The following is a 25,247-nucleotide window of genomic DNA, read 5'->3' as shown; positions in this document are numbered from 1 at the left end:
AACGTCTATCGCCGATCTGGCGCCCTGACCGAGCCACAGAGACAACCATGACCGAAAACCTTCGCGAAGCCGCACTCGACTACCACCGCTACCCCACGCCCGGCAAGATCTCCGTGACGCCGACCAAGGCAATGGCCACGCAGCGCGACCTCGCCCTCGCCTACTCGCCCGGCGTGGCCGACGCCTGCATGGAGATCGTGCGCGATCCGGCCGAGGCGATGAACCTCACGTCGCGCGCCAACCTGGTCGCCGTGATTACCAACGGCACCGCGGTGCTGGGCCTGGGCAATATCGGGCCGCTGGCGGGCAAGCCGGTGATGGAGGGCAAGGGCTGCCTGTTCAAGAAGTTCGCGGGCATCGATGTGTTCGACATCGAACTGGCCGAGGACGATCCGGACGCGCTGATCGACACCATTGCCCGCATGGAGCCGACCTTTGGCGGCATCAACCTGGAAGACATCAAGGCGCCCGAGTGCTTCTACATCGAGAAGAAGCTGCGCGAGCGCATGAAGATCCCGGTSTTCCATGACGACCAGCACGGCACGGCCATCGTGGCCGCCGCGGCCATCCTGAATGCGCTCAAGCACGTTGGCAAGGATATCGCCGAGGTCAAGCTGGTGGCATCCGGCGCCGGCGCCGCGGCACTGGCCTGCCTGGACCTGATCGTCAACCTGGGCCTGCCGATCGGCAACGTGTTCGTTTCCGACAGCAACGGCGTGGTCTATCAGGGCCGCAAGGAGGCGATGGACCCGAACAAGGCGCGCTATGCGCAGGACACATCCGCGCGCACGCTGGCCGACATCATCGGCGGCGCGGACATCTTCCTGGGGCTGTCGGCCGGCGGCGTGCTCAAGCCGGACATGGTCAAGGTGATGGCGCGCGACCCGATCATCCTGGCCATGGCCAACCCCACGCCGGAGATCGCGCCGGAGGATGCGCTGGCGGTGCGTCCCGATGCCATCCTGGGCACCGGGCGCTCGGACTATCCGAACCAGGTCAACAACGTCCTGTGCTTTCCGTTTATCTTCCGCGGTGCGCTGGACGTCGGCGCCACCACCATCAACGAGGAGATGAAGCTGGCCGCCGTGCGCGCCATCGCCGAACTGGCGCACGCGGAAATCCCCGAAGTGGTGGCCCAGGCCTACGGCGCGGTGGGCCTGCGCTTCGGCGCCGAATACCTGATTCCCAAGCCGTTCGACCCGCGCCTGATCGAAGCGGTCGCGCCCGCCGTGGCCAAGGCCGCGATGGACAGCGGCGTGGCAACGCGCCCGATCGCTGACATGGAGGCGTATCGCCAGCGCCTGGGCCAGTTTGTCTACCAGTCGCGCAGCGCCATGGGGCCGGTGTTTGCCGCTGCCAAACGCGCGCCCAAGCGGGTGATCTACGCCGAAGGCGAGGACGAGCGCGTGCTGCGCGCCGCCCAGGTGGTGATCGATGAGGGCATCGCGCGCCCGTTGCTGGTGGGCCGCCCCAATGCGATCGTCCAGCGTATCGCGCAGTTCGGCCTGCGCCTGCAGCCCGGCGTGGATTGCGAGTGCGTGGATCCACTGGACCCCGCCGTCTACCGCGACGCGGCCGAGGCGTACTACCGGCTGAGTTGCCGCGACGGCGTCTCGCGGGCGCTGGCACAGGCGGAGGTGCGCAGCCGCGGTACGCTGCTGGGCGCCATGCTGGTACGCCAAGGCCGGGCCGATGCCATGCTGTGCGGCACCGTGGGCCGCTTCCAGGACCACCTTGGCTATGTGCGGGACACCATCGGCCTCAAGCCCGGCAGCGAGACGCTCGCCGTCATGCAGATGCTGATGCTGCCGGGCCGCCAGCTGTTTATCTGCGACACCCACGTCAACCTGGATCCGACGGCGCAGCAGATCGCCGACATCACGTTGCTGGCGGCCGAGGCGGTCAGGCGTTTCGGCATCACGCCTAGCGTGGCCCTGCTCTCCCACTCCAACTTCGGCGGCTCCACCGCGCCGGCCGCGGTGAAGATGCGCGAGGCGCTGGCGCTGGTGAAGGCGCGCGAGCCGTCGCTGGCCGTCGAAGGCGAGATGCGCGGCGATGCGGCGCTGTCCAAGCACATCCTGGAGCACGAGTTCCCCGAATCCTGCCTGCCCACCGAAGCCAACCTGCTGGTGATGCCCAACGTGGATGCCGCCAACATCTCCTACAACCTGATGCGCATCGCCGCGGGCGGCGGCATCACGGTGGGCGGCATCCTGCTCGGCGCCGCGCGCCCGGTGCACATCCTGACGTCGTCATCGACGGTACGCCGCATCGTCAACATGAGCGCCGTGGCAACGGTCGACGCCAGCGCGCAGCGTGCAACGGCCTGGGCAATCGACTGACCTGACCCGCTACGGCGCCGGCGCCGGCGACCACGACACCCCAAAGAGGAGACACCCATGGACAATGACAATCATCCCAAGCCGCTGTACCGATCCCTGTACTTCCAGGTCATCACCGCGATCGTCATCGGCGTGATCCTCGGCCACTTCTACCCGCAGGCCGGCGAGGCGATGAAGCCGTTGGGCGATGGCTTCATCAAGCTGATCAAGATGATCATCGCGCCGATCATCTTCTGCACGGTCGTGGTCGGCATCGCCGGCATGGAGGACATGAAGAAGGTCGGCAAGACCGGCGGGCTGGCGCTGCTGTACTTCGAGGTGGTGAGCGCCGTTGCGCTGGTGGTGGGTCTCGTGATCATCAACCTCGTCAAGCCCGGGGCGGGCATGAATGTCGACGTGAGCACGCTCGATACCAAGAGCATCGCCGCCTACACCGAGCCCGGCAAGATGCAGGGCACGGTGGATTTCCTGCTGCATGTGATCCCCAATACCGTGGTAGACGCCTTCGCCAAGGGTGAGATCCTGCAGGTGCTGCTGTTTGCCGTGATGTTTGGTTTCGCGCTGCACAAGTTCGGCGGGCGCGGCACGCTGGTGTTCGACTTCATCGAGAAGTTCTCGCATGTGCTGTTCACCATCGTCGGCTACATCATGAAGGTGGCCCCCATCGGGGCGTTCGGGGCCATGGCGTTCACCATCGGGAAATACGGCGTGGGCTCGCTGCTGCAGCTTGGCCAGCTGATGGCAACGTTCTACGCAACCTGCCTGTTCTTCATCTTTGTCGTGCTTGGCGGCATCGCGCGCGCGCATGGGTTCTCGATCTGGAAGTTCATCAAGTACATCAAGGAGGAACTGCTGATCGTGCTGGGCACGTCGTCGTCCGAATCGGTGCTGCCGCGGATGATGGCCAAGCTGGAGAACCTGGGTGCGCGCAAGTCCGTCGTGGGGCTGGTGATCCCCACCGGCTACTCGTTCAACCTGGATGGCACGTCCATCTACCTGACCATGGCGGCCGTGTTCATCGCCCAGGCCACCAATACCGACATGAGCCTGATGCAGCAGCTGACGTTGCTGGCCGTGCTGCTGCTCACCTCCAAGGGCGCGGCCGGGGTCACCGGCAGCGGCTTCATCGTGCTGGCGGCCACGCTGTCGGCGGTGGGCCATGTGCCGGTGGCGGGCCTGGCCCTGATCCTGGGCATCGACCGCTTCATGTCGGAGGCGCGCGCGCTGACCAACCTGATCGGCAACGGCGTGGCCACGGTGGTSGTRGCGAAATGGACCGGCGACCTGGACGTGGCGCGCATGCACCGCCGGCTGGACAACGAATCGGACGCCGAGGCCGACGAGCCGGAGGCCGTGCTCGATCCGATGGTGGCACGCATGCCGGCCTCCGGCACCACGCTGACCCGGTGACCGGCAGGCCGCGATGAAACCTTCCACCTATCGTCCCGACGCCAGCGTCAAGGCACCGCACCGCATCGTCATCGTCGGCGGCGGCGCCGGCGGGCTTGAGCTGGCCACCCGGCTGGGCAACACCCTTGGCCGGCGCCGGCAAGCCGAAGTCACCCTGATCGAGAAAACCCGCACCCACGTGTGGAAGCCCAAGCTGCACGAGATCGCCGCCGGCAGCATGGACATGAGCGCCCATGAAGTGGGCTATCTCGCGCAATCGCACTGGCACCACTTCCGCTACCGCGTCGGCGAGATGGTGGGACTGGACCGGGAGCGCCAGGAGGTGCTGGTGGCGCCCTATGTGGATGACGAAGGCACGCAGATCACGCCGCCGCGCACCTTTGGCTATGACACGCTGATTATCGCGGTGGGCAGCCAGAGCAACGACTTCGGCACCCCTGGCGTCTACGAGCACGCCATGCGGCTGGAGTCCGCCGCGGACGCGCTGCGCTTTCACTCGCGCATGGTCAATGCCTGCATCCGCGCGCATGCGCAGACCGCGCCCCTGCTGGCCCAGCAGCTGCACGTTGCCATCATCGGCGCCGGCGCCACCGGGGTGGAACTGGCGGCCGAGCTGCACCGCACCACCCGCGAGGTGGTGGCCTTCGGCCTGGACCGGGTCGACGCCGACAAGGACATCCGCGTCACGCTGATCGAAGCCGCGCCGCGCGTGCTGCCGGCGCTGCCGCCGCGCCTCTCAAGCGCCACGCAGGGCCTGCTGCGCAAGCTGGGCGTGGAAGTACTCACCGACGCCAAGGTAGCCGAGGTGCTGCCCGGCGGCGTGCTGCTGGGCGATGGCCGCCTGCTGCCGGCGGAGCTGGTGGTATGGGCAGCGGGCGTGAAAGCGCCCGACTTTCTCAAGGACCTGGCGGGCCTTGAAACCAACCGCATCAACCAACTGGTGGTGCATCCCACGCTGCAGGCCAGCCGCGACGAGAACATCTTCGCGATCGGCGATTGCGCGGCGTGCGCATGGCCCGAGGCCAACCAGGGCAAGGGCGGGTTCGTGCCGCCGCGCGCCCAGGCCGCGCACCAGCAGGCCTCGCACATGGTCAGGCAGGTCCGCGCCCGCATGGCGGGCAAGCCGCTGGCCGACTACCGCTACCGCGATTTCGGCTCACTGGTGTCGCTGGGCGAGTTCAGCACCGTGGGCAACATGATGGGCGGCCTGATCGGCGGCAGCCTGATGGTGGAGGGACTGTTCGCCCGGATGATGTACCTGTCGCTCTACAAGATGCACGAACTGGCCTTGCACGGCTTTGCCAAGGTGGCGCTGGACACGCTGGCGCGCTCCATCGTCCGGCGCACCGAGCCACATGTGAAGCTGCACTGAACCCGGTGCCGCTGTCCCGCACACACACACGCACACGCAACCGCACAAATCCGGACCCCATGACCACGCCCACGCCCGACCCCTCCCGCTGGATTGCCGAGCTCTTCAGCGCGCAACAGACCATGCTGCGCGCGTTCGGCGCCGCTCCCGGCCAGGCACCGCAGGACGCCGACACCACGCCCGCGCCGGTCTCCATGCTGGCGGCAGCGCGCGCGCTCGCCGCCTGGCCGGAACAGGCCTTCAGGCAAATGAGTGCGCTCTGGCCGGCGGGCGAGCCTGCCGGCACCGCGGACCGGCGCTTTGCCGCACAGGCCTGGCGCGATGACCCGCGCTTCGCGCTGGCGGTGCGCCACTACCAGAGCTACGCCACGCTGCTGCAAGGCGCGATCGAGCAAGCGCCGGCCGATGCGCAGACCAAAGGCCAGTGGCAATTTGCACTGCGCCAGGTGCTGGACGCGCTCAGCCCGGCCAACTGCCTGGCCACCAACCCCGAGGCGCTGCAGCTGGCCGTGGACTCCGGCGGCGCCAGCCTGGTGGAGGGCATGCGCCTGTTCCTGCAGGACCTGGCCAAGGGGCGCGTCTCCATGACCGATGAGCAGAGCTTCGAGGTTGGCCGCAACGTGGCCACCACGCCCGGCGCCGTGGTGCATGAGAACGAGCTGATGCAGCTCATCCAGTATGCGCCGGGCGCGGGCAAGGTCCATCAGCGCCCCCTGCTGATCGTGCCACCCTGCATCAACAAGTTCTACATCCTCGACCTGCAGCCCGAGAACTCCTTCGTCGCCCATGCGGTGGCGCAAGGACATACGGTCTTCCTGGTGTCCTGGCGCAACGTGGCGCAGGCGCAGGGGCACCTGACCTGGGATGACTATCTCGAGCAAGGCGTGCTCCGCGCCATCGACGTGGCGCAAGACATCACGGGCGCCGACCGCGTCAACACGCTGGGCTTCTGCGTGGGCGGCACGCTGCTGGCCTGCGCGCTGGCCGTAGCCGCCGCGCGCGGCGAGGACAAGGTGGCCAGCGTCACGCTGCTCACCACGATGCTGGATTTCCACGACACGGGCGAGATCGGGCTGCTGGTCAACGAAGCCATGGTCGCCATGCGCGAGGCCGCGATCGGCCGCGGCGGGCTGCTGCGCGGCCGCGAGCTGGCCCATGTGTTCGCGGCGCTGCGCGCCAACGACCTGATCTGGCCCTATGCCGTCAACAGCTACCTGAAGGGGAGCGCGCCGCCCGCATTCGACCTGCTGTCCTGGAACTGCGACGACACCAACCTGCCCGGGCCGATGTACTGCTGGTACCTGCGCAACACCTACCTGGAGAACCGCATGCGGGTGCCCGGCGGCACGGTGCAGTGCGGCGAGCCGGTGGACTTTGCCCGGGTCCAGGTGCCAGCCTTTCTCTATGCCTCGCATGACGACCATATCGTGCCGTGGGGCAGCGCCTATGCCACCACGCGCCTGCTGGGCGGGCCCACGACCTTCGTGCTGGGCGCCAGCGGCCATATCGCCGGCGTGATCAACCCGCCGGCCAAAGGCAAGCGCCACCACTGGACCGGGCCGCTCCAGAGCGATCCGCAACGCTGGCTCGACGGTGCCGAGCGCGCCGAAGGCAGCTGGTGGCCGGCCTGGACCCGCTGGCTGGCGCAGCACGCCGGCGCGCGCACCGCTGCGCGCCGGTCGCCCGGCAACGCCGCTTACCCCGTGATCGAGCCCGCACCCGGGCGTTACGTCAAGGCGAAGGCCAGCTAGCTAGCTAGCCGCCCCGTCAATCCGCTATCCACCCTACCCCCAGATTCACCCAGGAGAGTCACATGGAAGATGTTGTTATCGTCGCCGCAGCCAGAACCGCCGTGGGCAAGTTCGGCGGATCGCTCGCCAAGGTGCCGGCCCCCGAGCTGGGCGCCACGGTCATCAAGGCCTTGCTCGAACGCAGCGGCCTGAAACCCGAGATGGTCGACGAAGTGCTGCTGGGCCAGGTGCTGACCGCTGGCAGCGGGCAGAACCCCGCGCGCCAGGCCGCCATCAAGGCCGGCTTGCCCAACACCGTGCCCGCCATGACCATCGGCAAGGTCTGCGGCTCCGGCCTGAAGGCCGTGCACCTGGCGGCCCAGGCCATCAAGTGCGGCGACGCCGATATCGTCATCGCCGGCGGCCAGGAAAACATGAGCGCGTCGCCGCACGTGCTGGCAGGCTCGCGGGACGGCCAGCGCATGGGCGACTGGAAGCTGACCGACACCATGATCGTCGACGGCCTGTGGGACGCCTTCAACCAGTACCACATGGGCACCACCGCCGAGAACGTGGCCAAGGCCTACAACATCTCGCGCGAACAGCAGGACGCGTTCGCGGCCGCGTCGCAACAGAAGGCCGAGCTGGCACAGAAGACCGGCCGTTTCAAGGACGAGATCGTGCCGGTCTCGATCGTCTCGAAGAAGGGCACGGTGGTGTTCGATACCGACGAGTTCATCAAGCACGGCACCACGGCCGATGCCCTGGCGGGCCTGCGGCCGGCGTTCGACAAGGCCGGCTCCGTCACCGCGGGCAATGCCTCTGGCCTGAACGACGGCGCGGCGGCGGTACTGATGATGTCGGCCAGCAAGGCGCGCGAGCTGGGGCTGACGCCGCTGGCCCGCATCGCCTCCTATGCCAGCGCCGGGCTTGACCCCACGATCATGGGCATGGGCCCGGTCCCGGCCTCGCAGCGTTGCCTGCACAAGGCGGGCTGGAGCATCAACGACCTGGACCTGATGGAAATCAACGAGGCCTTCGCCGCCCAGGCGTGCGCGGTCAATCAGGAAATGGACTGGGACGCCAGCAAGATCAACGTCAATGGCGGCGCCATTGCCATCGGCCATCCCATCGGTGCGTCCGGCTGCCGCATCCTGGTCACCCTGCTCCATGAAATGGCGCGGCGCGATGCCAGGCGCGGCCTGGCGTCGCTGTGCATCGGCGGCGGCATGGGCGTGGCGCTGGCCGTCGAGCGCTAATCGAGCGCTAAGACAACATACATTCCACAAGGAGAAAACAACCATGAGCAAGCAACGCGTAGTACTGGTCACGGGCGGCATGGGCGGCCTGGGCGAAACCATTTCCACCAAGATGGCCGATGCCGGCTACCGGGTGGCGGTCACCTATTCGCCCGGCAACACCACCCATGGCGAATGGGTTCAGCAGATGAAGGCACGCGGCTACGACATCCTCGCCGTGCCCTGCGATGTGGCGGACATCGATTCGTGCGCGAAGGCGGTGGCGGCCGTGACGGAAGTCGCCGGCCCGGTCGATGTGCTGGTCAACAACGCCGGCATCACGCGCGACATGACGTTCAAGAAGATGGACAAGGTGAACTGGGACATGGTGCTGCGCACCAACCTGGACAGCCTGTTCAACATGACCAAGCAGGTCGCGGACGGCATGGTCGAGCGCGGCTGGGGCCGCGTGATCAACGTGTCGTCGGTCAACGGCTCCAAGGGCGCGTTCGGCCAGACCAACTATTCGGCCGCCAAGGCCGGCGTGCACGGCTTTACCAAGGCACTGGCCCTGGAGGTCGCCAGGAAAGGCGTGACGGTCAACACCATCTCGCCCGGCTACATCGGGACCAAGATGGTCACCGCCATTCCCGAGGAGATCCTGAATACCAAGATTCTCCCGCAGATCCCGGTAGGCCGCCTGGGCAAGCCGGAGGAAGTGGCGGGCCTGATCATCTACCTGGCCTCGGAAGAAGCCGCCTTCCTGACCGGCGCCAACATTGCCATCAACGGCGGCCAGCACATGCAGTGACGCGGGCGCAGCGATGACGGCCATCTGGCAAGACAACAACAAGGCAAGGCAGCAACCGGAGACCATATGAAATCCATGGGCATCGATCACGACGCGCTGATCAAGCAGTTCGCGCAATCGTCGCAAAAGCAAGGCGAATCCCTGCAACAGGCTGTCCAGCAGGCGACCCTCAAGGCGTTGCAAGGCCGGGAGCTGACCCTGAAGAGCATCAAGGACACGCTGAAGATGGTCACCCAGGCGGCCTCCGCCGGGGCGGCCAGCAGCGGGCTCGCCGGGCCGGGGCTGGAGCCGATGTTGTCCCAGGTCGCGCAGGGCTTGGACGCCGCGCTGGTGCAGGCGGTGGAAGCCAATCGCCGGGCGTTGCAGCAGATCGTCGACCAGGGCGCGCAATTGCGCGAGACCCACCTCAAGAAGGCCGTGGCCGACATCGAGAAGATGGAGGACGCGCTGTTCAGCACGGTGGCCAAATCCATCGGCGAGTTGCCGCAGTCGGTGCAGGGGCCGTGGTCGTCGGTGCTGGAGGGCATGAAGCTCAAAGGCACGGCGACCGGCGCCAGCGCCACGGCAGTGGTCGAGCAACTGACCACCCAGGCGCGCGAGCTCGCGCGCGAGGGACGGGCCTTTGCGCAAAGCAGCACCGAAGCCTGGCTCGAGCACTACGCCACGCTGGTCAGCGGCGTGCTGATCGGCATGTCGAACGGCCTGAACGGCGAAGGCAAGCGCTGACCTCGCGCTAGCCGCGCCACCATGCAGCAACCGGGACGCCGCACGCGCGGCGTCCCGTCCACAACCCACGGAGGAGCCCGGACAGATGGATCCCATCCTGCTGGCGCGCATGCAGTTTGCTGCCAACATCACCTTCCATATCTTGTTCCCGACCATCAGCATTGCCCTGGGATGGTTGCTGCTGTTCTTCCGCTGGCGCTATCTGAAGGCGGACACGCCACCGCTGCGCCATGCCTGGCTGAATGCTTACCGGTTCTGGACCAAGGTGTTCGCGCTGACGTTCGCGCTTGGCGTGGTCAGCGGCATCACCATGAGCTTCCAGTTCGGCACCAACTGGCCGGGCTTCATGGAAACGGTCGGCAATATTGCCGGGCCCCTGCTCGCCTATGAAGTGCTGACCGCGTTCTTTCTCGAAGCCGGCTTTCTTGGCGTGATGCTGTTCGGCCACGGCAAGGTGGGCGAGCGGATACACCTGATGTCGACCTTCTTCGTCGCCTTCGGCACCACGCTCAGCGCCTTCTGGATCCTGGCGCTGAACTCCTGGATGCAGACGCCACAGGGCTACGAGATCATCCGTGGCGAGTTCCATGTGCAGAGCTGGCTCGCCATCATCTTCAACCCCTCCTTCCCCTACCGCTTCTGCCACATGCTGCTGGCCTCGGCGCTGACCTGCGCCTTCCTGCTCGCGGGGCTGAGCGCGTGGCAGTTGCTCAAGGGCACCGGGCAGCTGTCCGCGCCCAAGGTGCTGCGGGTCGGGCTGACCCTCGCCGCTATCGCGATCCCCCTGCAGATCGTGGTCGGCGACATGCACGGGCTCAACACGCTTGAGCACCAGCCCCAGAAGATCGCGGCCATGGAGGGCGTGTGGGAGACCGAGCGCGGCGCGCCCTTGCTGCTCTTCGCCATTCCCGATGCCAGCGCTCGCACCAACCGCGCGGCGATCGGCATCCCGCATCTCGCCAGCCTGATCCTGACGCACCGCGCTGACGGCGAGATCCGCGGGCTGAACACGTTCGGCGACGCGCATCCGCCCGTCCTCCCGCTGTTCTTCGCGTTTCGCGTGATGGTGGGCATGGGTGTGCTGATGCTGGCGGCCAGCTGGCTGGGCTGGTGGTGGTACCGCCGCGCCGGCTGGCAGCCGCAGCGGCTGCCGCGCGCGCTGCTGTGGGGATTCGCGGGCATGACCTTCTCCGGCTGGATTGCCACGGTGGCCGGCTGGTACGTCACCGAGATCGGACGCCAGCCCTTTATCGTCTACGGCCTGGTACGCACCGCCGACGTTGCCTCCAACGTGCCGGCGCCCCATATCGCCCTGACGCTGGCGCTGTTTGCGACGGTATACCTCGCGCTGATCGTCGCCTATGTCAGCGTGCTCAAGTACCTGGCGGAGAAACCGGAAGCCCCGCTCGGGGCCGATTACGCCGGACAACCCACACCGGCGTCCGGCACGATCGCCGCGCGCCCCTTGCCTGCCGGGAGCCAACCATGACCTGGATGCGTTTTGACGACGCCCTGCCCGTGATCTTCATGGCGCTGATGGGCGTGGCCATGCTGATCTACGTGATCAGCGATGGCTATGACCTGGGCGTCGGCATGCTGATGCACCGGGCGACCCCGGCCGAGAAAGACGTCATGGTGGCGTCGATCGGTCCGTTCTGGGATGCCAACGAAACCTGGCTGGTGCTCGGCATCGGCATCCTCCTCGTGGCTTTCCCTAAGGCGCATGGATTGATATTGACCGAGCTCTACCTGCCTGTCACGCTGATGCTGGTAGGGCTGATCCTGCGCGGCGTGGCGTTCGACTTCCGGGTGAAGGTTAAGAGCGCGCACAAGCCGATGTGGGACCGCCTCTTCTTCGCCGGCTCGACGATCGCGTCGGTCTCGCAAGGCTGGATGCTGGGACGTTACATCAGTGGCTTCGGTACCGGTTGGAACTATCCCCTGTTCGCTGCGGCCATCGCCGTGGCGTTGCCGATGGCCTACGTGCTGCTCGGCGCTTGCTGGCTCGTCATGAAGACCGAGGGCGAACTCCAGCAGCGCGCCGTGCGCTGGGCCAGGATCGCGTGGGCGCCGATGGTGTGCGGGCTGGCATTGATCTCGATTGCCACGCCTTGGATCAGCCCGGCGATGCGCGAGCGCTGGTTCGTGCTGCCGCAGATTGTCGCCCTGGTCTCCATCCCGCTGGTGACCGGCGTCGCGCTCGTGGCCGTGCGCATGCTGCTGAACACCCGCGTGGTGCGCGGGCCAGTGAGCTGGCTGCCCTTCGTGCTGCTGATCGGGGTCTTTGTGCTCAGCTTCCTCGGGCTGGCCTACAGCATCTTTCCGTTTGTCGTGATCCACCGCCTGACGATCTGGCAGGCCGCCAGCAGCCCGGAGGCCTTGAAGGTGATCCTGGTGGGCGTGTGCATCTCGGTGCCGGCCATTGCCGGCTACACGGTGTTCTCGTACCGGGTATTCCGTGGCAAGACCGGCGAACTCCGCTATGCCTAGCTGGCCTTGGAACATGCTGCGGCGCGACACAACGCAAGGCCCCGCCGACGGCTGCGCGGGCTTCGCGCAACCGTGCTCCGGGAGTACACTGCATTCACCTGACCTGTGCCTGGACGAGCACAGGTCTCGCTTCTATCACTGGTATCCGGACGACAAGTCCTGCATCCTTGAGGACCGCGGAGAAAGGGCTCGCGACATGAATCTCGGCCGTATGCGCATGGGGATCTGGTGCGGTATGGCATTGGTAGCGATCGCGCTGGCCACGTGGCTGGCCTATGCCATGGCGTTGCGTGCCGGGCTCGATCAGCTGCGGGTTGCCGCCCAGCATCGCCTTGATGTCGTGTCCGCGCGGCTTGACGGCGAGCTGTCCCGGTTCGACTACCTGCCATCGTTGCTCGAATCCACCACGGATGTCTTCGCGTTGCTCAGCCGGCCCGATGACGTGGCGCTCAAGCAGCAGGTCAGCCGTTACCTGCACGGCATCACCGCAACCGCCGGCGCGGACAACCTGTACGTCACCCAGCGCTCCGGCCTGACCCTGGCGGCGGCCGACTGGGACCAGCCGGGCACCCCGGTGGGCGCGGATCTCTCGTTCCGGCCGTATATGCGCGATGCGCTCGAGCACGGCCGGGGCCGCTTCTACGGCGTAGGGTTTACCTCCGGCCGGCCCGGCTATTACCTCGCCTACGCGCTGCAGCAAGGCGGCGCGCAGCGCGGCGTGGCCACGGTCAAGGTCAACCTCGACGCGGTGGAACGCAACTGGGTCCAGATCCCGGGCAAGGTGATGGTGGTCGATGCCCGCGATGTGGTCATCCTCGCGTCGCTTGCGCCGTGGCGGCTGCGCCCGCTGGCGCCGCTGACGCAGGCGATGCTGGCCGAGGCCGGCCTGGCGCGCACCTACGGCAAGTCCGACCTGATGCCGCTGGACTGGCAGGTACGCGCCAGGCTGGATGCGCACACCACGCGCGTGCGCCTGGATGGCGTGGATTACCTGGCCTCGGAGCGCACGGTCAACCACGGCCTCTGGCGCATCATGCTGCTGGATGACGAACTGCCGGCGCGCAACCTGGCCCGCAACGCCGCCATCGGCGCCCTGCTGGCCTGCATGGTGATCCTGTTGCTGGCGCTGGTAATTGCGCTACGCCTGCGCGCCGCGCAACAACAAGCCGCCGCGCAACGCGCGCTGCGCGCCGCGCACGATGGCCTGGAGGCCAAGGTGCTGGAGCGCACGGCCGAGCTGCGCGCGCTGCAAAGCGACCTGGTCCACGCCGGCAAGCTGGCCGCGCTCGGGCAGATGTCCGCCGGCGTGGTGCATGAACTCAACCAGCCGCTGGCGGCCATGCGCACGCTGTCGGACAACGCCGAGGTGCTGCTGGAAAAAGGCAGGCTCAAGGATGTGGCGGGCAACCTCCAGCGCATCGCCAAGCTGATCGATCGCCTCGGCCGGCTGACGCAGCAGCTCAAGGTCTTTGCCTTCAAATCCCAGGATGCGGTGCAGCCGGTCCTGGTACGCCAGGCGGTGCAGGACGCACTGCTCCTTGTCAGCACCCGGATGCGGGAGCGCGATATCACGGTCAGCGTGGTGATCGACCCCGACGACATCAGCGTCCTGGCCGACGAGATCCGCGTCGAGCAGGTGCTGGTCAACCTGCTGGGCAATGCCGCCGATGCCTTGTCGGGCGCGCCGGTGCGGGATCTGGAGATCCATGCGGCCCGGCAGGACCAACTCTGCATCATCACCATCCGCGACACCGGCCCCGGCATCCATCCCGACGTGCTGCCGCGCCTGTTCGACCCATTCATTACCACCAAGCCGGCGGGCAAGGGCCTGGGCCTTGGCCTGATGATCTCGGCGCACATCGTGCGCGAATTCGGCGGGCGCCTGTACGCCCGCAACCTTGCGCCTGCCGGTGCCGAGTTCGTGGTCGAGCTGCCGCTGGCGCCGTCGCATGAGAGACAAACCAATGACTGACACCCATCCCATCCGCGTGGTTTTTGTCGAGGACGAGGAGGATGTGCTGGTCGGCAGCTCGCAGGCCCTCGAGCTGGCGGGCTTCGCCGTGAACGGCTTTGCCTCGGTGGAGCAGGCGCGCAGCAGCATCGGCATCGGCGAGCCGGTAGTGGTGGTCTGCGATGTGAAGCTGCCGGGCATGAACGGCGTGGCCTGGCTCAACGAGATCCGGCACATCGACCCCGACCTGCCCGTGATCCTGATGACTGGGCACGGCGACATCTCCATGGCGGTGCAAGCCATGCGCGAGGGCGCGTACGACTTTATCGAGAAACCGTGCTCCTCCGAGCGTCTGGTCTCCGTGGTCAGGCGCGCCGCCGACCGGCGCAAGCTCAGCCTGGAAGTACTGGGCCTGCGCGAGCAGCTGGAAAGCTGGCACGGGATCCAGGCCTGCCTGATCGGACGCTCCGCGCAGATGGAGCGGGTGCGCCGCGCCGTGCGCGCGCTGGCCGATGCGCCGGCGGACGTGGTGATCTATGGCGAGACCGGCACGGGCAAGGACCTGGTGGCGCGCTGCCTGCATGACCATAGCGCGCGCCGCACCGGCAACTTCGTGCCGCTGAACTGCGGTGGCCTGCCCGAAGCCCTGGCCGAGAGCGAGCTGTTCGGGCATGAGGTGGGTTCCTTCACGGGCGCCACGCGGCGGCGTTGCGGCAAGTTCGAGCATGCGCAGGGCGGCACCCTGTTCCTCGACGAGATCGAAAGCATGCCGATGTCGGTGCAGGTCAAGTTCCTGCGCGCGCTGCAGGAGCGCTCCATCGAACGGGTGGGGTCCAACGAGCCCATCGCGGTGGATTGCCGGGTCATTGCTGCCAGCAAGGAAGACCTGAAACTCCTCAGCGAGCAAAAGAAGTTCCGTGCCGACCTGTACTACCGCATTGGCGTGGCCTTTATCGACCTGCCACCACTGCGCGAGCGGCGCGAAGATATCCCGCTGCTGTTCGAGCATCTCATCCTGCAGGCCGCTACCCGCTTCAACCGGCCGGCGCCGGTGCTCGGGAACGCGCAGTTCGAGCTGCTGCTGTCCCATTCATGGCCTGGCAACGTGCGGGAGCTGCGCAATGTGGCCGACCGTTTCGTGCTCGGGCTGCTGTCCGATGATTTCGAGCTGCATGGCGGCCATGCCGAGCACGGCAACAGCCTGCCCGACCAGCTCGAACAGTTTGAACGGGTGGTTGTCATGGAGGAACTCAAGCGGAACAACTGCGACGTGGCGGCTACCGCCAGGGCACTTTCCATCCCCAAGCAAACGCTGTACTCCAAGCTGCGCCGTCTGCAAATCGCCTATGACAAGGTGCAGGCCGAGGAGTGACCCAGGCGTAATCCAACTGAGCCAACTGGCCCAACTGATCCACCTGATCCACCATCGCCCCCCGGTAGCGCGGGGGACGCCCCCTATTTTCAAGACTGACAGGTATTTCCCATGCTTTACCAATTCCACGAACTCAAGAGCGCCTTGCTGTTGCCGCTCACCGCTCTGGCGCAAGCCACGTCGCGCACCTTTACCAATCCGCTCAGCCCGCTGTCCATGATGCCGGGCGCGAACCGGATGGCCGCCGGCTACGAACTGCTCTACCGCCTCGGCAAGGATTACAAGAAGCCGCCCTTCGACATCAAGTCGGTGCAATGCCACGGGCGGGACGTTCCCATCGTCGAGCAGACCATCGTGGAGAAGCCCTTCTGCAAGTTGCTGCGCTTCAAGCGCTATGCCGACGATCCGCAGGTCATCCAGTGGCTGAAGGACGAGCCGGTGGTGCTGGTGTGCGCCCCGCTGTCAGGCCATCACGCAACCCTGCTGCGCGATACGGTGCGAACCCTGCTGCAGCATCACAAGGTCTACGTGACCGACTGGATCGATGCCCGCATGGTGCCGGCGGAGGACGGCCCGTTCCACCTGACCGACTACGTACACTACATTCAGGACTTCATCCGCCACATCGGCGCGGAAAACCTCCATGTCGTCTCCGTGTGCCAGCCGGCCGTGCCTGTGCTTGCCGCCATCTCGCTGCTGGCTTCCGCCGGCGAGGCCACGCCGCGGACCATGACCATGATGGGCGGCCCGATCGATGCGCGCCGCAGCCCCACTGCCGTGAACGCGCTGGCCACCGACAAGTCCTTCGAGTGGTTCGAGAACAACGTGATTCATGCCGTGCCGGCCAACTACCCGGGACACGGCCGCAAGGTCTACCCGGGCTTCCTGCAGCACGCCGGCTTTGTGGCCACCAACCCGGATCGCCACCTCTCCTCGCATTACGACTACTACCAGAACCTGGTCGATGGCGACCTGGACGACGCCGAGGCCCACGTGCGCTTCTATGACGAGTACAACGCCGTGCTCGACATGGCCGCCGAGTATTACCTGGATACGATCCGCGATGTGTTCCAGGAATTCCGGCTGGCCAGCGGCACCTGGGAGATCGACGGCAAGCCGGTACGGCCGCAGGACATCACCGGCGCGGCGCTGCTCACCATCGAGGGCGAACTGGACGACATCACGGGAGCGGGCCAGACCGCCGCGGCGCACGATCTTTGCGCGGGCATTCCCGGCGCGCGCAAGCAGCATGTGACGGCGCAGGGCTGCGGGCACTACGGCATTTTCTCCGGCCGGCGCTGGCGCGAAGAGATCTATCCGCAGCTGCGCGCGTTCATCGCCAGCTATCGCTGAACAGTCCGGCTCGCCATTCCAAGGGCCGAGGAGCGCGCCCTTGAGCGGCGCTCCCCAGCGATGGCATGAAACTCTGGATGCGCGAGCGGCTTAATCCGACTGGTCCGGGATGGCCCGTATCAGCTCATCGAGCTGCGCGCTCATGGGCAACCCGAGCCGCTCGCCGGTGGGCAGCTTGTTCATGAACCATTGCTTGTACGTGCGATCCAGTTCCCCGGACACGGCCATCTCGCGCACCGCCTTGTCCACCACGGCGGCGAACTGCGGATCGCCCTTGCGGAACATGATCCCGTAGGGATCGTAGGAGAGGAAATCGCCGACGATCTGGAACCTGCCGCCGGCGCTGCTGCTGCGCAAAAATCCATACAACAGCACATCGTCGCCCGCATAGGCGTCCGCGCCACCGTGCTGCAAAACCTGGAACGCATCGGCATGGTCCCGCGCCGTGATGACGTTCAGCTGCAGGCCGAAGCGCGCCGAGAGCCGCTCAAGCGCCTCCACGTTCGTGGTGCCGCCGGTCGCGACCACGGTCTTCCCCTTCAGGTCCTTGAACGACTTGATCGGCGATCCCTTCGGCACCATCAGCTTGGTCCCGGCCACGAAGATCACCGGTGAGAACGACACGCGCTTCAGGCGCTCGACGTTCCTGGTGGTCGAGCCGCATTCCAGGTCGACCTTGCCGGACGTGACCGCATCGAAGCGATTGTCCGAGGTGACCGGCACCCACTGAATGCTGACCTCGCGGCCCACCTCCGCCGCCGCCGTATCCACTATCGCGCGGCAGACATCGATGGAGTAGCCGACCGGCTTGCCGAGCCTGTCCAGGTACGAGAATGGCAAGGACGACTCGCGATAGCCGATGGTCAGGGTGCCGCTCTCCTTCGCCTTCTTCAGCGTGCCGGCCAGTTCCCCCGCCTGTTGCGCCAACGCCGCGCCGGCGGCCAATGCCGCGCACAGCGCAACGGCCGCCCACATCACGATTTGCCGGTCGCCGCGGCTGCCGCGCCCGCCACCCACGCGTGCTCCATTTGAACGCATTTGATTTGCACTCCTGCAGTGATCGTTCGCACAATGCCCGGCACACCGCGCGCGAGGCCGCCTGCGAGGCGCCCTCGCGCGCGCTGGCCGGTCAGGCCTGGACCGGGCCTGGCTTGCCGAGTGGGGCGCGCGCATCCGATGCCGTGCTGTCGCCCTCGCCGTCCAGATCCGACTCGCTCGCCAGCTGGCCCTCCCACTTCGCCACCACGGCAGCGGCAATCGAGTTGCCGACCGCATTGGTGGCCGAGCGGCCCATGTCCAGGAACTGGTCGACCCCCATGATCAGCAGCAAGCCAGCTTCCGGAATGCCGAACTGGTTCAGCGTGGCGGCAATCACCACCAGCGATGCGCGCGGCACCCCGGCCATGCCTTTTGACGTCAGCATGAGCAACAGCAGCATGGTGATCTGGGTACCGATCGGCAGGTGAATGTCGTAGGCCTGCGCGATGAACAGCACGGCGAACGTGCAATACATCATGGTGCCGTCGAGGTTGAAGGAGTAGCCCATCGGCAGCACAAAGCTGGAGATCTTGCGGCTGACGCCGAACCGGTCCAGCGCGGTGAGCATCTTCGGATAGGCGGCCTCCGAGCTGGCCGTGGAAAAGGACAGCAGGAAGGGCTCGCGAATCAGCCGGATCAGCGTGAACACCCGCTTGCCCAGGAAGAAGAACCCGGCCGCCACCAGCAGGCCCCACAGCACCAGCAGGCCAAGATAGAAGCTGCCCATGAACTTCGCGAAGGTGATGAGAATGCCCAGCCCTTGCGTGGTCACGGTGGAAGCAATGGCCGCGAACACCGCCAGCGGCGCCATCCACATCACGGCGCCGGTGATCTTGAGCATGGTCTGCGCCAGGTCGTCGATGACGCCGGCCAGCCGCTTGCCCGTCTCCCCCAGCGTCGACAGCGCGGTACCGAAGAAGATCGAGAACACCACGATCTGCAGGATTTCATTGGTGGCCATGGCCTCCGCCACGGACCTCGGCACCAGGTGCGTAATGAAATCCTTCAGCGTGAAGGCGTTGGTCTTCAGGTTGGTGRCCGCCCCCACGTCCGGCAACGGCAGGCCGATGTTGTGGCCGGGCTGCAGCAGGGTGGCCAGTATCAGGCCTAGCGTGAGCGAGAGAAACGAAGCCACGATAAACCAGCCGAGCGCCTTCACGCCGACGCGGCCAACGGTGCTCGCATCGCCCATGTGCGCGATGCCAACCACCAGCGTGGAGAACACCAGCGGTGCGATGATCATCTTGATCAGGCGCAGGAAGACATCGGTGAAGATCGATATATAGCCGGCGATCTCCTTGGCGGTACCGGGATCCGGGAAGGCCTTGTTACAGCTATAGCCGACGATGACGCCGAGAATCATCGCGATGACGATGTAGGTGGTGATTGGGCGCTTTTTTTTCATGACTGCTCCTTGGATTCTTGCGAGCCTGCTTTTCCGAAGCCGCCACCCCCGGATATGTTCTGGCGAATTGGGCCGCTGCGGTCCGGACCGGGCCGCGTCCTGCTTGCGTTTGTGCGTATTCGATGGTTAGCCTGCGGCCAAAGGCAGCCCGGATTCGCCATGCATGCCTTTCCCCATGACTATGAGACTAGGAAACTCACTGAAAACTGCCAACATCGTCGAGCATCCACCGGCGCGCCGGCGCCACCGCATGCGGCAGCGCGGTGCTTTCCACGTCGAACTCGATCATCCGGGCGCCGGGCAGGAAATGGCTGCAGGACTGCCGCCAGACGGCATCTGGCCAGACCATTTCGACGGAACCGTCATAGGGGTGATAGACGGCGCTGTACAACGTGCCGTGGCCACGCCCGTAGGCAGTTTGAAACAGCGGCGGGCGCAGCAGCGCGCGCAGGACAGCCTTGGCATCCTCGGCCTGCCGCACCGCAACAGCCAGCGTCTGCTCCCTGGCCTCGGCCAGGGTCGCATTGGCGTGCGCCGTCCACTCGACGCCATGCTGCAGGTTGCTCACCGCCTGCTTGCGCACCACCTCCAGCGGCCGGTCCGGCGTGACAAACACCGTTGCCCACTGTGCGCGGCGGTCAAGCAGGCTCACCGTGTAGCTCATATGCACCGGGATGCGCGCGAGCATTTCCACGGCCTGGTCGACGTTCTCCGCGAACTCCAGCACGTAGCGCAAGACCAGTGGAATGCCGAATCCATTACCCACCGCCTTGCGGCCCCCAAACGACAGCGACGCGGCCAGGCCGCTCTCGTTGATGCCGTCGAGCGCGCCCCACAGGCAGTCGTTGACCGCCACCACCCGCTTGCCATGCCATCTGGACGCCAGCCATACGCCCTCGAGCAAAGCCGGGGCGAAATCGTAGTTGCGCAACAGCGCGGGCGTGGCACCGGCGGCCTGCTGCCCGTCCACCGGCAGCCACACCGCCTGCGAGCAGCCGGCAATGTAGGGCGGCGGCCCCCACATCGACAGGAAGCGCGCTTCCAGGTCGCCGCCGCCGGACAGCTCGACCAGCCGCTCCCAGGTCGGGACCAGCTCCGGCATGTGGTGCCGCAAGGCCTTGCGGCACATCAGGAAGCCGGGCCGCGCGCGATCGCCGTCGCGCAGATACCATTGCCGGTACCCGGGCCAGAACTGCCGGAAGATGTTCTGCCATCGCTGGCCGGGCAAGTCTTCACTGATCGCTTCGAATGTACAACGCATGAATTCCTGGCCTCTCGTGGTTGGACCTTCGGCCTACAGGATCTTGAACGCGCCCGGCTGCGGCGCCAGCTCGGCCTGTGCGGCAACCAGGGGCTTGGCCACGTAATACTGCTTGATGCCCCGGATCCATTGGTGCGCGCGCTCGTTGAGCTTGAACTCGTCGTTCATCGAACGGCCCCGCGTGATCAGGATGCCCAGATCCGCGCCTTCGTAGCGATAGTCGCCGGGCCCGGTGATACGCAGGAAGAAGGCTTCTTGCTCGCTCTCGATCTCGCGACGGTTGGAGTCGAAACGGTGGTAGGACACGGAGCCGTCGGATGCCATGCGATAGATGCCCGAGGGCGGCGCATGGGTCACGATATCCACGTTGTCCTCGGTGTACTTGATGACCAGCTGGGACCAGCCGTCGATGAACGACTTCTCGGCCCAGCGCTCATTGAGCTCGCGCACATTGAGGTCGAATGGCACACCCGAGAATTCCAGCAGGTGGAACAGGAACAACGGCGCGTCCGCATAGGCGAAGGCAGCATGATTGGTCATTGGGCTGGCGCCGCAGATGCGGGGATTCAGCTCACCGAGATACACCTCGCCGCTATCGACGTCGATCAGGAAGTCCAGGTCAAAGTAGCCGCGATAGCCCTCCTCCAGCAACTGGTTGCCGAAACGGAAGGCCATGTCGCGCGCCTTCATCCTGACGTCTTCCGAGAACGCCCCGGGGAAGATCTCGTTGCCGCACCAGCCGCCCTTGTAGGGGGTCAGTTCACGCGCGCCCACCACCTCGGTCAGCAGCGGCCCGACCAGCGTGCCTGACTGCGTGGCGCAGGCCTCCAGGGTCGCGCCGCGGCAGTTGATGCGCTTCATGATCTTGACTTCGGGGTCGTTGACGATCTCATCCTTGTGCTTGTTGAAATCGTCAACGCTTGCGATAAAGAAGGTGGTGTGGCCGGAGTCGCCGAACGCGCTCTGCACCACCAGGTCATTGCCCAGACCGTGGTGCTCCGCGATCTGCATCAGATGCTCGTAGCTGTCCACCTTCTCCAGTGCGTTGGGCACCGAGTGCACGCCAGCTTTGTTGCCGATGCGCACAGTCTCCATCTTGTTGTCGCAACGGCTGCGCAGCGCGGCCGGCGGGAACCACACGTCAAGCCCCAGCTCGTCGGCCAGCTCTTCGGTTTTCTCATCGAACATCAGGAAGGTCGCGGCAGGCCGTCCCCCCCGCTGCTCGATCATTTCCACCGCGTCCTTATGCTGCAGCAGGTAGTTGTTGATGTCCTCGATCGAGGTGAACTCCTCGTGCGGCAGCGCCTGCGGCACGAAGACATTGGGATGGCGGCCGTCGAAGCAATCGATGTAGTTGATGTACTTGAAACGGTTGACCCACTGATCGATGCCCAGGAGATTGAAGTTAGTGGCGCTGATGAAGTAGATGGGCTTCTCGTTCCTGTGGAACATCACGCGCAGATCTGAGACATTACGGACTTTTTGCATCGCGGCTTTCTCCTGATGAACTCGGGGCCGGCTGGACGCGGGTTTCCCGCGGTTCCTGGACATCCAGGTCCGGCATTCTTTTTTTGTCGACATGGGCTCTGTTGCGAGAAGCCGGGCGCCTGTCCCAGCCTCCCGCCTCGCTACTTTTTTGCCGCGGGGCGTTCCGCCAGGGCCGCCGCCGCCACTTCATCGACCGTTGCCGTCGAGACTTCCACAACGGCCGAGACCGACGCCTTCGCCGCGGCCGCGACCGCCGCAGCTGCCTCGCCGGCGGCCTGGAGCGCCAGTTGCTGGAGCGCCCCGTCGCTGAACACACGGAAGCCCAACTCCGGGCGGTAACCGTGGATCTCCCGCACATCCAGCGCCTGCATGAACTCCAGAATCTCGGAGCTGATCACCTGCCCCGGCACCAGGATGGGGAAGCCCGGGGGGTAGGGAATCACGAACAAGGCCGATACCACTTCACGGCCCTTGGAGATGGCCTTGGCCACCTCGGCCATGTTCAGGTACTCGCAGTTCTCCTCGTCATAGGACATGAAGAAGGCTTTGCGGATATCGCCGTCCGGCGTCTCGATCTGCCCGCTGTTGCACACGCTGCGGAACGCAAAATGGAAGTGCGAGAAGTCCGGCAGCGGCGGCAGTTCCTTGGTCAGCGACGAAACGCGCTTCTCGTGCAGGCGGCGCTCGATCACGCTCATGTCCGCCGTGCGCTCCTCCAGCTCCCTGGCAATCTTGATCAGCACCTCGATCAGGTAAGCCACCGACGACCGCGTGGTACCGATATTGGTCATGAACAAGACGGTGTTGCGCGACGTCTTGTTGATCTGGATGCCGTACTTGTCCATCAGGTACTTGTTCTTGAACGTGTCACCGTCAATGCCGGAGGTGCCAATCGACAGGGTCAGCCGGGTCGGGTCCAGCGCGAATTCATCGACGCGCCACGCGGCTTCCATATTGGCCCAGCCGGATTCCGGGCTGTAGTACGCCTCGATGCCGGATGGCCGGTACGCGGTCGGCACCACGCGGGAGACGTTGAGGAACTGGAAGTACTTCTTGAGCAACGGGTGCGTGTGGATCCACTCACGCAGTGTCATGGCCAGTTCCATCTGGCGCTGCACCAGCTCGTAGCCCTCCAGCTCCACCTGGCGGCGGCCGACATCGAGCGAGGCCAGGATCTGGTAGTTCGGCGAGGTGGAGGTGTGCGTCATGTACGCCTCGTGGAACGCCTCTTCCGCCTTGTCCTTGAAGTCCTGGTCCCACACGTGAATCATGGAGCCCTGGCGCAGCGAGGTCAGGGTTTTGTGGGTGGACTGGGTCGCGTAGACCCGCACCCGCGCGCGGTCGGGATCCGGCATCAAGCGGGTGGCGACAAGCTTCTCCTCGTCATCCCAGTCCGCCCCGCCGAACGATGCGGTGAATGCGTCGTAGCGCCGGCGATAGTCCTCGCTATCGAGCTCGCGGCGCAGGCGCGACGCCGAATCCATGCCGGTGCGCTGGCGGTAGGTGGGATGAAAGCGGGCGAAGGCAAACCAGGCCTCGTCCCACAGGAAGATCAGGTCCGGCTTGATGGCCAGGCACTCCTCCATGACGCGCTTCACGTCGTAGACCACGCCGTCGAACGTGCAGTTGGTCAGCAGCACCATCTTGACCTTGTGCAGCGTGCCCGCCCGCTTGAACCGCAGCAGCGTGCGCTTCATCTGGGCGATAGGGACCGCCCCGTACATCGAGAAATCGTCCAGTGGATAGGAGTCGAGATACGCCACCTTGGCGCCCGCCAGCACCATGCCGTAGTGGTGGGACTTGTGGCAGTTGCGGTCCACCATCACGATATCGCCCGGCTTGACCAGCGCCTGCACCACGATCTTGTTGGCCGTCGAAGTGCCATTGGTCGCGAAGAAGGTGCGGCGCGCGCCAAATGCGCGCGCGGCATACTCCTGCGCGACCTTGATGGGGCCGATGGGGTCCAGCAGCGAGTCGAGCCCGCCCGACGTAGCGGAGGTCTCGGCCATGAACAGATTCAGGCCGTAGAACTGCGCCATGTCCTGAATCCAGTGGGAGTTCATGATCGACTTGCCCCGCGCCAGCGGCAAGGCGTGGAACACCCCGGTCGGCTGCTTCGAGTACTCCTTCAACGCCGTGAAAAACGGCGTCTTGTAACGCTCCGACACGCCTTTCATGATCGACATGTACAGCTCGGTGTGGTCCTCCTCCCGGAAAAAGATCCGGTTGAAGACCTCGCCCAGCCGCGACGCGATCTCTTCGGCCTTCACGTCCGTGACCAGGTACAGGTCCAGTTCCGGCCGCAGCTCCGCAATCTTCTGCCCCAGCAAGGGGCCGCGCTCGGATTCCGGCTGCTCCTCGATGCCCTCGTCCAGCCCTTCCAGGAACTTGCGCAGCAGGTCCAGCTCATACTCGGACTTGAACGGAAAGCCATGCCGGATCACGCAAGCCTGCAGGTTGAAGTTGAAGAGCGTGGCGATCAGCGCATCCTCGAAGCTTGGCACCACCACCACGTCCCACACGAAGGGATCATCCACGCGCTGCTTGCGCTGAACGCGCCGGCGCAAGGCCTCTTCATCCTCGCGCGTCATGTCGTCGACGATCAGGACCTCAAAGTACGGTCGTGCTATTTGCGCCTGCATCTCCTCTTCCGTCTCGATCTCGGACGGCTCCTCCGACTCCGCATCCAGCGACAGCTTCTTATGGCGATAGGTATCGCTGGCCAGCATGCGGTTGATACGGTGCACGGCGATGTTCAGCCGGCCCAGGTCGCCAGCCTCGAACCACGCGGTCAGCTCCTCGAACAATCTGTGCCCCGGGAACGCCCAGAACCGCTCGATCGGCTCAAGCATGGCCAGCGTCTCTTTTACCCGGGCGTGGCGCTCGATGAATTCCTTGCACTCCCGCGCGAGATTGACCAGGCGGCCCAGGTCGTCAGTCAGATTCATCCAGCCATCCGCGCGCATTTCCCAAACGCTGCGGTAACGGTTTAGGGAAATGTTTTGCCCGGTCTTTGCTTTTCGTGCCGTGCTGCGTGCCATGTTATTCCTCTGCTAACGAGATAATCTCAATGCGCGGATCTGCAACTGCGAATCCGTTTAATCGAACGACCGTTTTATTTCCGTCCCGATATTCACCGGCACCTGTTTATCAAGCGGGTCAATAGCAACCTTGAAGGCAAGCGCTATCCATTGGGCCAGCCATCACGCTTTCCCTTGGATATTTGAATTCTTTTTTTTTGCCGCGCCGGAATAACGTGG

The 25,247-nt window shown here is 65.6% G+C and carries 17 protein-coding genes; 12 read left to right on the top strand and 5 right to left on the bottom strand.

The annotated features are described in order from the left end of the window. Nucleotides 1-47 precede the first annotated feature (47 nt). The 12 genes from AC1DQR_RS25065 to AC1DQR_RS25010 all read left to right on the top strand — a co-directional run bounded on the left by AC1DQR_RS25065 (nucleotide 48) and on the right by AC1DQR_RS25010 (nucleotide 16,795). Entirely contained in the window at nucleotides 48-2,342 is a 2,295-nt protein-coding gene (locus tag AC1DQR_RS25065; RefSeq protein ID WP_477133987.1) for an NADP-dependent malic enzyme, read from the top strand. A 57-nt stretch (nucleotides 2,343-2,399) separates the two neighbouring features. Continuing rightward, on the top strand, nucleotides 2,400-3,752 hold the full coding sequence (locus tag AC1DQR_RS25060) for a dicarboxylate/amino acid:cation symporter (RefSeq protein WP_477133986.1): 1,353 nt from the start codon (nucleotides 2,400-2,402) through the stop codon (nucleotides 3,750-3,752). Between the two features lie 13 nt (nucleotides 3,753-3,765). Then, nucleotides 3,766-5,124 (top strand): NAD(P)/FAD-dependent oxidoreductase, encoded by a 1,359-nt coding sequence (locus AC1DQR_RS25055; protein ID WP_416051927.1) that lies wholly within the window; start codon nucleotides 3,766-3,768, stop codon nucleotides 5,122-5,124. A gap of 59 nt (nucleotides 5,125-5,183) precedes the next feature. Beyond that, nucleotides 5,184-6,875, top strand: a complete 1,692-nt coding sequence (phaC, locus tag AC1DQR_RS25050) for a class I poly(R)-hydroxyalkanoic acid synthase (protein WP_416051926.1) — start codon at nucleotides 5,184-5,186, stop codon at nucleotides 6,873-6,875. A 62-nt stretch (nucleotides 6,876-6,937) separates the two neighbouring features. Beyond that, a complete protein-coding gene (locus AC1DQR_RS25045; RefSeq protein ID WP_416051925.1) occupies nucleotides 6,938-8,113 on the top strand; it encodes an acetyl-CoA C-acetyltransferase in 1,176 nt (391 codons plus the stop codon). Between the two features lie 43 nt (nucleotides 8,114-8,156). After that, nucleotides 8,157-8,903, top strand: a complete 747-nt coding sequence (gene phbB / locus AC1DQR_RS25040; protein ID WP_043354246.1) for an acetoacetyl-CoA reductase — start codon at nucleotides 8,157-8,159, stop codon at nucleotides 8,901-8,903. Between the two features lie 66 nt (nucleotides 8,904-8,969). Further along, nucleotides 8,970-9,629, top strand: a complete 660-nt coding sequence (locus AC1DQR_RS25035) for a DUF6781 family protein (RefSeq protein WP_416051924.1) — start codon at nucleotides 8,970-8,972, stop codon at nucleotides 9,627-9,629. Nucleotides 9,630-9,714: 85 nt separating this feature from the next. Continuing rightward, nucleotides 9,715-11,118, top strand: coding sequence for a cytochrome ubiquinol oxidase subunit I (locus tag AC1DQR_RS25030; protein WP_416051923.1), 1,404 nt, complete (start codon nucleotides 9,715-9,717; stop codon nucleotides 11,116-11,118). A gap of 5 nt (nucleotides 11,119-11,123) precedes the next feature. Beyond that, the gene (locus AC1DQR_RS25025) at nucleotides 11,124-12,119 is read left to right on the top strand and encodes a cytochrome d ubiquinol oxidase subunit II (RefSeq protein ID WP_477134011.1); all 996 of its coding nucleotides are present in this window, start codon (nucleotides 11,124-11,126) and stop codon (nucleotides 12,117-12,119) included. 196 nt (nucleotides 12,120-12,315) lie between these two features. After that, a complete protein-coding gene (locus AC1DQR_RS25020; RefSeq protein ID WP_416051922.1) occupies nucleotides 12,316-14,091 on the top strand; it encodes a sensor histidine kinase in 1,776 nt (591 codons plus the stop codon). Further along, entirely contained in the window at nucleotides 14,084-15,442 is a 1,359-nt protein-coding gene (locus AC1DQR_RS25015) for a sigma-54-dependent transcriptional regulator (protein WP_416051921.1), read from the top strand. The genes AC1DQR_RS25020 and AC1DQR_RS25015 overlap by 8 nt, the downstream gene beginning before the upstream one ends. A 111-nt stretch (nucleotides 15,443-15,553) precedes the next feature. Next, a complete protein-coding gene (locus tag AC1DQR_RS25010) occupies nucleotides 15,554-16,795 on the top strand; it encodes a polyhydroxyalkanoate depolymerase (RefSeq protein WP_043354240.1) in 1,242 nt (413 codons plus the stop codon). Nucleotides 16,796-16,885: 90 nt separating this feature from the next. Here AC1DQR_RS25010 and AC1DQR_RS25005 read toward each other — a convergent pair whose 3' ends face one another. From AC1DQR_RS25005 to AC1DQR_RS24985, 5 genes are all read right to left on the bottom strand, one after another. After that, entirely contained in the window at nucleotides 16,886-17,770 is an 885-nt protein-coding gene (locus tag AC1DQR_RS25005) for an amino acid ABC transporter substrate-binding protein (RefSeq protein WP_477134010.1), read from the bottom strand. Between the two features lie 154 nt (nucleotides 17,771-17,924). After that, on the bottom strand, nucleotides 17,925-19,238 hold the full coding sequence (locus tag AC1DQR_RS25000) for a dicarboxylate/amino acid:cation symporter (protein ID WP_477133985.1): 1,314 nt from the start codon (nucleotides 19,236-19,238) through the stop codon (nucleotides 17,925-17,927). A gap of 196 nt (nucleotides 19,239-19,434) precedes the next feature. Beyond that, nucleotides 19,435-20,499: a C45 family autoproteolytic acyltransferase/hydolase gene (locus AC1DQR_RS24995; RefSeq protein ID WP_477133984.1), complete on the bottom strand. Its 1,065-nt coding sequence runs from the start codon at nucleotides 20,497-20,499 to the stop codon at nucleotides 19,435-19,437. Between the two features lie 33 nt (nucleotides 20,500-20,532). Continuing rightward, nucleotides 20,533-22,050, bottom strand: coding sequence for a biotin carboxylase (locus AC1DQR_RS24990; RefSeq protein WP_477134009.1), 1,518 nt, complete (start codon nucleotides 22,048-22,050; stop codon nucleotides 20,533-20,535). Nucleotides 22,051-22,127: 77 nt separating this feature from the next. Continuing rightward, on the bottom strand, nucleotides 22,128-24,935 hold the full coding sequence (locus AC1DQR_RS24985) for an aminotransferase class I/II-fold pyridoxal phosphate-dependent enzyme (RefSeq protein ID WP_416051918.1): 2,808 nt from the start codon (nucleotides 24,933-24,935) through the stop codon (nucleotides 22,128-22,130). Nucleotides 24,936-25,247 lie beyond the last annotated feature (312 nt).

The organism is Cupriavidus sp. 05L411 (assembly GCF_056398045.1).
Note: the sequence above shows the minus strand (reverse complement) of the source record. Positions and strands in the feature narration are given on the sequence as shown.